Source organism: Arthrobacter sp. NPDC080073 (assembly GCF_040686575.1).
Classification (GTDB): Bacteria; Actinomycetota; Actinomycetes; order Actinomycetales; family Micrococcaceae; genus Arthrobacter.
Map to the genome: position 1 here is coordinate 138,327 of NZ_JBFBKR010000013.1, position 6,820 is coordinate 145,146.

General features: G+C 64.3%; 9 protein-coding genes. 2 read left to right on the forward strand and 7 right to left on the reverse strand.

Annotated elements, in window-relative coordinates:
• The first annotated feature begins 12 nt into the window (after positions 1 to 12).
• Both poxB and AB0O52_RS15695 read left to right on the forward strand, forming a co-directional pair.
• Positions 13 to 1,749 carry a ubiquinone-dependent pyruvate dehydrogenase gene (poxB, locus tag AB0O52_RS15690; RefSeq protein WP_364539139.1) on the forward strand — a complete coding sequence of 579 codons (1,737 nt, stop codon included), beginning with the start codon at positions 13 to 15 and terminating at the stop codon, positions 1,747 to 1,749.
• 75 nt (positions 1,750 to 1,824) lie between these two features.
• Positions 1,825 to 2,184: a DUF1801 domain-containing protein gene (locus tag AB0O52_RS15695; RefSeq protein WP_364539142.1), complete on the forward strand. Its 360-nt coding sequence runs from the start codon at positions 1,825 to 1,827 to the stop codon at positions 2,182 to 2,184.
• 7 nt (positions 2,185 to 2,191) lie between these two features.
• On the opposite strand, the gene AB0O52_RS15700 is transcribed toward AB0O52_RS15695, so the two are convergent.
• The 7 genes from AB0O52_RS15700 to AB0O52_RS15730 all read right to left on the reverse strand — a co-directional run bounded on the left by AB0O52_RS15700 (position 2,192) and on the right by AB0O52_RS15730 (position 6,690).
• Positions 2,192 to 2,953 (reverse strand): ABC transporter permease, encoded by a 762-nt coding sequence (locus AB0O52_RS15700; protein WP_364539144.1) that lies wholly within the window; start codon positions 2,951 to 2,953, stop codon positions 2,192 to 2,194.
• Positions 2,950 to 3,750: an ATP-binding cassette domain-containing protein gene (locus AB0O52_RS15705; RefSeq protein WP_364539147.1), complete on the reverse strand. Its 801-nt coding sequence runs from the start codon at positions 3,748 to 3,750 to the stop codon at positions 2,950 to 2,952. The genes AB0O52_RS15700 and AB0O52_RS15705 overlap by 4 nt, the downstream gene beginning before the upstream one ends.
• 2 nt (positions 3,751 to 3,752) lie before the next feature.
• A complete protein-coding gene (locus tag AB0O52_RS15710) occupies positions 3,753 to 4,127 on the reverse strand; it encodes a DUF1048 domain-containing protein (RefSeq protein WP_364539164.1) in 375 nt (124 codons plus the stop codon).
• Between the two features lie 2 nt (positions 4,128 to 4,129).
• On the reverse strand, positions 4,130 to 4,459 hold the full coding sequence (locus AB0O52_RS15715; RefSeq protein ID WP_364539149.1) for a PadR family transcriptional regulator: 330 nt from the start codon (positions 4,457 to 4,459) through the stop codon (positions 4,130 to 4,132).
• A 100-nt stretch (positions 4,460 to 4,559) separates the two neighbouring features.
• Positions 4,560 to 5,339: a 2-phosphosulfolactate phosphatase gene (locus AB0O52_RS15720; protein WP_364539152.1), complete on the reverse strand. Its 780-nt coding sequence runs from the start codon at positions 5,337 to 5,339 to the stop codon at positions 4,560 to 4,562.
• Positions 5,336 to 6,205 carry a DUF4031 domain-containing protein gene (locus AB0O52_RS15725; protein ID WP_364539154.1) on the reverse strand — a complete coding sequence of 290 codons (870 nt, stop codon included), beginning with the start codon at positions 6,203 to 6,205 and terminating at the stop codon, positions 5,336 to 5,338. The genes AB0O52_RS15720 and AB0O52_RS15725 overlap by 4 nt, the downstream gene beginning before the upstream one ends.
• A gap of 17 nt (positions 6,206 to 6,222) precedes the next feature.
• On the reverse strand, positions 6,223 to 6,690 hold the full coding sequence (locus tag AB0O52_RS15730; protein ID WP_364539156.1) for an SRPBCC family protein: 468 nt from the start codon (positions 6,688 to 6,690) through the stop codon (positions 6,223 to 6,225).
• Positions 6,691 to 6,820: the final 130 nt, after the last annotated feature.

Genomic DNA, 6,820 nt, shown 5'->3' on the forward strand with positions numbered 1-6,820 from the left:
AAGGAACAGTCCATGTCCGCCGCCAGGAATACTGTTGCCAAGAACATCGTCGCCACCCTCAAAGCCAACAACGTCCAGCGCGTCTACGGGATCCCCGGAGATTCGCTGAACGGATTCACGGACGCCCTGAGGGAGGAAGAGAGCATCCGCTGGGTCCATGTCCGGCACGAGGAAGCCGCCGCGCTGGCAGCCGCAGCCGAGGCGGGTCTGACGGATGAACTGGCGGTGTGCGCCGGATCCTGTGGCCCTGGCAACCTGCACCTGATCAACGGCCTCTACGATGCCAACAAGTCCAGGGTTCCCGTGTTGGCGATCGCCGCCCACATTCCCAGTGAAGAGATCGGCAGCCAGTACTTCCAGGAGACGCACCCCCAGGAGTTGTTCCGGGAATGCAGCGTTTATGTCGAGCACATCGCCCATCCTTCCCAGATGCCACGGGTCTTGGAGATCGCCATGCGGACCGCGGTCGAGAAGCGAGGCGTCGCCGTCGTCGTAATTCCCGGCGATGTCGCCCTCGCGGAGGCGCAAAGCGACCGCACAGCGGTGATCCGCGCCGCCCGGCCGGAGATCCGGCCCAACTCGCAGGAGCTCGCAGAGGCAGCGGATATTCTCAACGCGGCCGGCAAGGTCACCATTCTCGCCGGCGCCGGCACCGCGGGTGCGCACGCCGAGGTCATGGCCCTGGCGGACGCGCTCGGCGCGCCGATCGTGCACGCGATGCGCGGCAAGGAACACATCGAATACGACAACCCGTTCGACGTCGGCATGACCGGCCTTTTGGGGTTCAGCTCCGGTTATCGCGCGATGGAGAGCTGTGAGGCCTTGCTCATGCTGGGCACCGATTTTCCGTACCAGCAGTTCTACCCGGAGAACGCCAAAATCATCCAGGTGGATGTCAGGGGCGAGCAGCTGGGCAGGCGGGCCCGGATCGACCTTGGCCTCGTGGGCACGGTCAAGGACACCGCCGCTGCGCTTCTGCCCTTGATCGGGCGCAAGGCGAAGAGAACACACCTGAGTGCTTCGCTCAAGCACTACGCCAAGTCGCGTGCCAAGCTCGACGATCTCGCCTCTCCGGCCAAGGACGGGCAGCCCCTCCATCCGCAGTTCGTAGGCAGGCTCGTGGATGAGTTGGCGGCTCCGGATGCGGTTTTCACGTGCGACGTCGGGTCCCCCACTGTGTGGGCGGCCCGGTATCTGAGCATGAACGGCCGACGCCGGCTTCTGGGTTCGTTCAACCACGGAACCATGGCCAATGCCCTGTCGCACGGGATCGGCGCGGCGGCCGCGTACCCCGGGCGGCAAGTAGTGGCCCTGGCCGGCGACGGCGGCCTGACCATGCTGCTTGGCGAGCTGATCACCTTGGTGCAGAACAAGCTCCCCGTCAAAGTGGTGGTCTTCAACAACTCCTCGCTGAACTTCGTGGAGCTCGAAATGAAGGCCGCCGGATTCGTCAATTACGGCACGGAGCTCGAGAACCCGGACTTCGCCAAACTCGCGGAATCCTTGGGAATTCGCGGCATCCGGGTGGACAACTCCTCCGGGCTGAAAGCGGGACTGGCTGAAGCCTTCGAGTACGACGGTCCGGCCCTCATCGACGTCCGCACGGCCCGGCAGGAACTGTCCATTCCGCCGGCGATCAGCGCCGAACAGGTCAAGGGCTTCACGCTCTACGCGATCCGGACGGTCCTTTCCGGCCGCGGCGACCAGCTTATCGACCTCGCGAAGACCAATATCCGCCAGATTTTCTAAGGAACGCCCCGGGCGCCGCCTGAAGTACAGCGCTTCGGCGGCCCCGCGGTTGCGCTCGGGATTATGGTTACAGCCATGGGCAATCGAAATCCGGATGTAGACAACTGGCTTCAGCAATACGACAACCCGCACCGTGAACTCGTCGGAAAGATCAGGGAATTCGTCATGGGGGTGGACCCCCGCCTTTCCGAGGCCATCAAGTGGCAGGCACCCACGTTCATGTACAAGGGAAACATTGCCTCGTTCTTCCCTCGGTCAAAAAAGAACGTCACGCTGATGTTCCACCAAGGGGCGTCGATTGCCGATGAGCTGGGCCTGTTGGAGGGCGACGGCGAGGTCTCCCGCGTCGCGCGGTTCCTGGACGAAGCCGACTTCGAGGCAAAGAAGCCCGCGCTTGAGGCCGTGATTCTAGGCTGGATCAAGGACAAAGGCTAAAGCGCAGTTAGCTGATCCTGCGCCGGTAGGCCGCCGCCGCGAAGAAGTACGCGAGAACGAGGATCCCGAGGCACCAGGCGATAGCGACCCAAATGTCGCTTCCGATCGGCCGTTGTTCAAACAGGTCCTGGATCGTGTTGACGATCGAAGTGACCGGCTGGTTCTCTGCGAAGGCGCGCACGGGACCCGGCATGGTGGAAGTGGGTACGAAAGCCGAGCTGATGAACGGCAGGAAGATCAGCGGGTAGGAGAACCCGCCGGCACCGTCCACGGACTTCGCTGTCAGGCCCGCAATGATTGCGAGCCACGTGAGAGCCAGTGTGAACAGCGCCAGGATCCCGATGATGGCGAGCCATGCCAGCGGGCTTGCCGATGTGCGGAATCCCATGAGGAGGGCCACCACCACGATGATCACGAGCGAGAGCCCGTTGGCGGCGAGGGAAGTCAGCACGTGCGCCCACAGCACGGACGATCGTGCGATCGGCATGGAGTGGAACCGCTCGAAAATCCCGCTCTGCATGTCGTAAAACAAGCGAACGGCGGTGTACGCGATGCCCGACGCTATCGCGATCAGCATGATTCCCGGCAGCAGGTAATTGACGTAATTCTCCGTGCCTGTCTTGATGGCGCCGCCGAACACGTAAACGAACAGCAGCATCAGGGCGATCGGTGTGATCGCAGTGGTGATAATGGTGTCCGCGCTGCGGAAGATGTGACGCATGGAGCGGCCCAGCAAGACGGCCGTGTCTGCGAAGAAGTGTGTGCTCATGACTGGTCCTTACTTGACGCGACATTGCCCTCGTTTCCCACGAGTGCGAGGAAGATATCCTCCAGGGTGGGCTGCTTTTCGACGTACTCCACCTTCGCTGGCGGGAGGAGTTGCTTGAGCTCGGCGAGAGTGCCGTTCGCGATGATCCGCCCGTGATGAAGGATGGCGATCCGGTCCGCGAGTTGTTCGGCCTCGTCGAGATACTGCGTGGTGAGCAGAACCGTGGTGCCCTGGTTGGCGAGCTCCTGGATCACCTGCCACACCTCGATGCGTGCTTCGGGGTCCAGTCCGGTGGTCGGCTCGTCGAGGAAGACTACCTCGGGCTGCCCGATGAGGCTCATGGCGATGTCAAGGCGGCGGCGCATGCCTCCTGAATACGCGGACACCTTCCGAGATGCCGCATCGGACAGGTCGAAGCGCGCGAGGAGATCATCCGCCGCCTGGCCGGGGTCCTTGAGGTGGCGCAACTTGGCAACCAGCACCAGGTTTTCCCGACCGGACAGGATTTCATCGACAGCCGCGAATTGTCCGGTGAGGCTGATGGATTCCCGAACCCGCAGCGATTGGGTGACGACGTCGAATCCATTGACGGTGGCCGTGCCCGCGTCCGGACGCAGGAGCGTGGACAGGATTTTCACCATCGTGGTCTTTCCTGCTCCGTTGGAGCCGAGAAGGGCGAAGATGGTGCCCGCTGCCACGTCGAAGTCCACGCCGCGCAGCACGTGCAGCTCCTTGTAGGACTTTTCCATGCCCTGCACGCGGATCGCGGGTTCTCGGGTGGTGGATGCACTGGTCATGACTATCTCTCCTTCCCATCGTCTCCGGCAGCGGCGTCGATTGCCTTGACCAGGCGTTCGCGCTCCTTGTTGATCCACTGTCCGCTCGTGTAGTTGCGCATGAACGTTTCGGCGAACTCCACCGGGTCCTCGCCGACGATGTCGCGGATCGGCGTTCCGTCCGCGGCGCTCTGTTCGAAGAGATCGGTGAGGTCGCCGAGCATCCTCAGCAGCACGTCGCCCTTAGTGATGGCCCCGAAGTACATCAGGTACCGTTCCAGCGCGGTCGCCGCCGCGCGATAGTCCGCGGGAAGCTGCTCCACGCGCGCCTTGTTTTGCCGGTATTGCTTCTTCTGTTCGAGCGATCCCGTGAGCTGCTCGATCCACCCTGCGGCCATGTTCACTTTCCTCCCTTTCGGAGCTGCTCCAGCCGTTCAGACAGGAAACTCCACGTATTCCAGAATTCGTCCAGTTCCTTCTTGCCCTGCTCGTTGAGCGAATAGACCTTGCGCGGCGGGCCCTTCTCGGACGGCCGCTTCTCGACATCGACGAGGCCTTTCTGCTCGATCCTGACGAGCAGCGCATAAACGGTGCCCTCGGCGATCTCGGTGAAGCCCTGTCCCCGGAGCAGCGTCGTGATTTCGTACCCGTACGCGGGATTCCCGGTCAGGAGGGCGAGAACGATGCCCTCCAGGGTCCCTTTGAGCATCTCCGTCATCTGCCTGCCCATCGGACACCTCTTTTCACTACTCAGTGATACTAGCTACTGGTACATAGTATCGCTAAGTAGATGAAGCGCAAGCCCCTATGGAAATCGCACCGAAGGGCATTCAAGGCCGCTGGAATGCGCCGTCCCTCAAGATGGCCACGGCGGTCCCGGCGTCAAGTTCGGCGGCGATCTCGACGTCGTCGGCGTACCCTGCGCCGATCAACTCCCGGCCGCTGGAGCAGCCTCGAAGGGCGTCATGGAGCCGGGGTTCGGCAGCGTTGAACACGGCCATCGCGGCACCAGCCTCCGGCGCGAAACCTTCCCTGCCGTCTTCCGGAGTGAAGCCGCCCCGCCCTGCGGCAGCGAGCCCGGCAATGAAGGTTCCGGCCCCGATTTGATCCTCCACGGCGGGCCTGAGCGAGCCGCCGGGCCATAATTCGCCGGCTGCGATCACCGCCACCACTGCATCCGCGGGGAGTTCGGCCGCCACCCAATCCGCGGTGGCGGCTGCATTACGCAATGACACTGCCGCGATAAGCGGGACTTCCCGGGCGAGCTCGTGCGCGATGGAGGAGCCGTTGGGCGAGGGCAGCACCAGGCGGTTCAGCGTCCGTGCGTCCCGCAAGCTCGACGGCGAGAGGCTCAGTCCGCCTCCTCCCCGCGGTCCGGCCAGTTGGGCATCGTGGTGGGCGGCGAAATCCTCGGCCCCGGCATCCTTCCACGGGTAGGGGAACACGATGGCGCCCCGGTCGACGGCGACGCTGACGCAGGTGGTGAAGGAGAGAACGTCAACCACGACGGCGAGGTCAGCTCCGGACGCAACCGCACGGGCGCCGTCGAGCCCCCACTCAAACCTCACCGTGAACGGAAGCTGCCGGTGCACCGTCCCCGCCGTGGTCATGACAGTTCGGCCTCCAGGTTGCGGCGGGCGGCATCGAGCCAGAGGCCCTTTGCGCGTTCGCTGTGGAAGAGCGGATCCAAAGTGAGTAGTTGACGGACGACGGCGGTCCGGCCCGCGGCGAAGTCCGCGTCGCTGACGTGGGCGTAGTCCTCGCGGACAGCAGCCAGGTAGCGGGCGTAAGCCGTGGGTTCCGCGCCGAGGATGGACAGATCGGCGTCGCACAAGAGGGCGCCCGTGTGGTCTCCCGGTTCGGGACTGTGGGTGGAGGTCAGCCTGACCAGCCGGGCGACTTCGTCGATCACTGGCCGGGCAAGTCCCGCAAGGGCCAGCCGGTCCTCGGCCAGCCTGGCCGACTGCTCTTCGTCCTGCCCGGCGATACCTTCGTAGACGGCGTCGTGGAACCACGCGGCCAACGTTACTGGGCGTGCAGGCTGCCCGGGGTCGGTGAGGAGGTCCAGGGCTTCCAAGACCGCCAGCAAATGCGTGCGGCTGTGGTACTTCCGATGGTCCTCGCCCCAGCGTTCAAGAAGCTCGAAACCCAGTTCCTCATGTCCCGGAAGGGTGGAATTCCAGCGCTCCAGCAAGGGCACAGTGAGGGCGTTGCTCCGTTGGCGGGCCGGAATCCGCAAGCCGCTCGCGATCAGTTTGCGCACCAGGATCCGGGCCTCCACGGGGATGGCACCTGCGGACAGGAGATCCTGGTATCGGCGTTCCGGGACGTCGTAGTGGTCGCCGTCGAAGGCCCGCCCGGGAATCCCCGCGGCCTCGGCGAAGGCATGCAACTCCTCAAGCGATGTGTCCGAGACGAGGTGGGAAAACACGGTCCCGTGGGCGGGCCACAGCGGCGGATCAACGTAGACGGCCATGGCCTGCGTCCGGGAAGCTAGGAGTTTTTCCGGGTGGCTACCGCTGAGAGCGCGGCCAGGCCCTTTTCGAAGTCGCCGCCCACCATCTTGTCCATGTTCATGAACAAAGCGAAGATTTTGCCGAGGCCCTTGTTCTCGCCGGTCATTGTCCAGGTGACGCGGGTGCCGTCCCCTTCGGGCGCGAACGTGAACCGCGTGGGGTTGACGGCTTTCATCGGCTTGGTGAATTCGAGGCGGATGTCGATCTTGCCGGGCTCTTCCGAGCCGACGATTTCCATGGTTCCGGCGCCGGCCTTGTTGTTGCCGCTCCAGGCATACTTGGCTCCGACGCCGGATTCGTTGCCCGAGTAGCTCCGGCTCAGCTTGGGGTCAACGGCCTCCCACGGAGACCATTTGGTCCACTCGTGGAAGTTGTTGACGAGGGGGAAGACGTCGGAGGGCGCGGCGGGGATCAGCGCATTGCGAGTGACTGTGAAGGGTGCCATGTGCATATCGTACGGCGCTTCGGCGGGATCGTGGGTGCGGGCCGCGGGCGGAGGTTGCGTGCCCCCCCCGCGCCCCCGCCCCCACGGTTGGTCCGCCGGGGGCGGGCGGGGGGCGCCCCCCGGGGGGCGG